Below are 2,679 nucleotides of genomic sequence, written 5' to 3' on the forward strand. Positions count from 1 at the left end.
CGGGAACGCAGCGGCGCCGGCGTAGGCCTTGATCGGCATGCGCGGACGGTACCAGTCCAAGGTTCGGCGGAACTTCACCCTGCTGAACGGATCCGCCATCGGGGAACCGATCCGGTGGCGACAGCCCTCGGAACCTGCCGCTGCTCCTGAGCTCGGCACCCGAGGGCTGGTCGTTTCGCTGGTCAAGCCTGCGCTTGGTCTTCGGTACGTTCGATGCGGTGGACCCCCTGGCTTTCAGGAAGCCAGGGGGTTCGCGAGGTTGTGGCTGGTGCGAGAGGCTGGACGGTTAGCAGGTGGCGAGCATGGTGTTGAGCGCTGATTTCTCTGCGTTGTCGACGGAGAGGTTGTAGTACCACTTCACCTGAATCCACGCCTTGGCGTAGGTGCAGCGGAACGCGGTCCGCGGGGGCTGCCAGGTGGCGGGGTCCTTGTCGCCTTTGGCTTGGTTGACGTTGTCGGTGACTGCCCACAGTTCGGGTCCGCCGAGGTCGTTGGCGTAGGTCTGGCGCTGGGCGGTGGTCCATGCCCAGGCTCCGGATCTCCATGCTTCGGCGAGCGGGACCATGTGGTCGATGTCGATGTCGGCGGGGTTGGTCCAGGTCGCGCCGTCGTACGGGCTGTACCAGGATCCGGAGGTGGGGTAGCAGCTGCTGTCGACGGTGACGTTGGTGCCGTCGCGCTTGAGGACTTGTTCCCGGGTGTTGCACGAGCCGGTGATGGTGATCCGGTGGGGGAACAGGTCGCGATGGCATCTGCAGGCGACGATCCGTGCCGATGGTTGAGGGCCTCAGCAACGTGGCCCCCGGGTGGTCTGGCCGGACGGGGCTGCAAGGGCCGGCCAGGTCACGCGAGACGTGCTTGACTGCAGGGCCGCTGCAGCTCCCGGTTGCTCCGTGGTTGCTCGTTTGTTGGCACTCCGGTCCGTCAGGTGGCCACGAGCGGTGGTACCAACCTTGCGAGGCTGATGGCCTTAACTTGGCCTGAGCTGGAAAAACGCCACGCAGGGAGTATCGCGTGGAACGATGGGCTGCGCGCGGGTACCCTGTCATGCGCGGGCTGCTAGCTCAATGGCAGAGCTGCGGACTTTTAATCGTCGGGAATCGTAATTGCGAACCGCATCGCACCGCGATTTACCTGCGTAAACGTATGATCCAACTGTCCATTGTGGATCTGAATTGCTCCAAGGTTGCTCGGCTGTTCAGGTAGCGGTTTGTCCGTGCCTGTCCGGGCGTAGCCCAGTATTTCCGGCACAGTCCGCACGGCGGGAGTCGACGTGAAGAACGTACCGGATCTCGACTTCGGTCGTTCAAGCGTACGGTCCGAGTGTCCATTATGGATCTCGATCGCCTGTAGGCCGTTCAGCCGTTCGGGGGCCACGGCCATTCTCAGCTGTCCGCATGCCGACCGGCACATCCTGCGCGGCTGACCATTAGCTCGATCACGGCTACGTCGGCGACTGATCGGTGGCTACTTGTGTGTCGAGCAGTGCGGTGAGTGTGTTGATTGACTGGTGGTCGAGGGTTTGGCTGGCGGTTTTGGTGAATGTGTCGGGTCCGAGGTGGTTGCGGAGTTCGGCGAGGCGGGTGATGTTGTTGGCTGCTTGGGGTGTGCCGATGGTTTGTTGGATGCTGAGGGCGCGGATGTGGAGGGTGACGGCGTCGGTGTGGTTGCCGGTGTTGGCGCGCATGATGCCGAGCTGGCTGAGGGTGATGGCGAGGCCGGCCTGGTTGCCGAGTTGCTCGTTGATGGTGAGGGATTGCTGGTAGCGGCGTTCCGCCTCGGCGTAGTCCCCCCGCAACTGGGCGAGCCTGCCGAGCTGTTGGTAGCCGCTGGCCAGGCCGGACTGGTCGCCGAGCCGCTCGGAGATGGTGAGGGCTTGCTGGTAGCGGCGTTCCGCCTCGGCGTAGTCCCCCCGCGCCTGGGCGAGCATGCCGAGTTGGTGGTAGCTGCTGGCCAGGCCGGCCTGGTCGCCGAGCTGCTCTTTGATGGTGAGGGCTTGCTGGTAGCGGCGTTCCGCCTCGGCGTAGTCCCCGCGGTCCTGGGCGAGGATGCCGAGCTGGTGGTGGCTGTCGGCTAGGCCGGCCTGGTTGCCGAGCTGCTCTTCGATGGTGAGGGATTGCTGGTAGCGGCGTTCCGCCTCGGCATAGTCCCCCCGCGCCTGGGCGAGGATGCCGAGCTGGTGGTAGCCGCGGGCCAGGCCGGCCTGGTTGCCGAGCTGCTCTTCGATGGTGAGGGATTGCTGGTAGCGGCGTTCCGCCTCGGCATAGTCCCCCCGCTCCTGGGCGAGGATGCCGAGCTGGTGGTAGCTGCTGGCCAGGCCGGCCTGGTTGCCGAGCTGCTCTTCGATGGTGAGGGATTGCTGGTAGCGGCGTTCCGCCTCGGCATAGTCCCCCCGCAACTGGGCGAGGATGCCGAGCTGATGGTAGCCGCTGGCCAGGCCGGCCTGGTTGCCGAGCTGCTCACTGATGGTGAGGGATTGCTGGTAGCGGCGTTCCGCCTCGGCATAGTCCCCCCGCGCCTGGGCGAGCATGCCGAGCTGGTGGTAGCTGCTGGCCAGGCCGGCCTGGTTGCCGAGCCCCTCGAAGATGGTGAGGGATTGCTGGTAGCGGCGTTCCGCCTCGGCATAGTCCCCCCGCAACTCGGCGAGGATGCCGAGTTGGTGGTAGCCGGTGGCCAGGC

Annotated in this window: 1 protein-coding gene and 1 pseudogene; both read right to left on the reverse strand. The window is 65.6% G+C overall.

The annotated features are described in order from the left end of the window. Positions 1-286: 286 nt before the first annotated feature. Positions 287-745, reverse strand: a pseudogene (locus ACGFI8_RS47915) (HNH endonuclease family protein); the annotation flags it as partial. 699 nt (positions 746-1,444) lie between these two features. After that, positions 1,445-2,679: tetratricopeptide repeat protein (locus ACGFI8_RS47920; protein WP_392815792.1), on the reverse strand; the 1,235-nt coding region annotated here is incomplete at its 5' end.

This window comes from Dactylosporangium sp. NPDC048998, from assembly GCF_043197855.1.
Taxonomy (GTDB): domain Bacteria; phylum Actinomycetota; class Actinomycetes; order Mycobacteriales; family Micromonosporaceae; genus Dactylosporangium.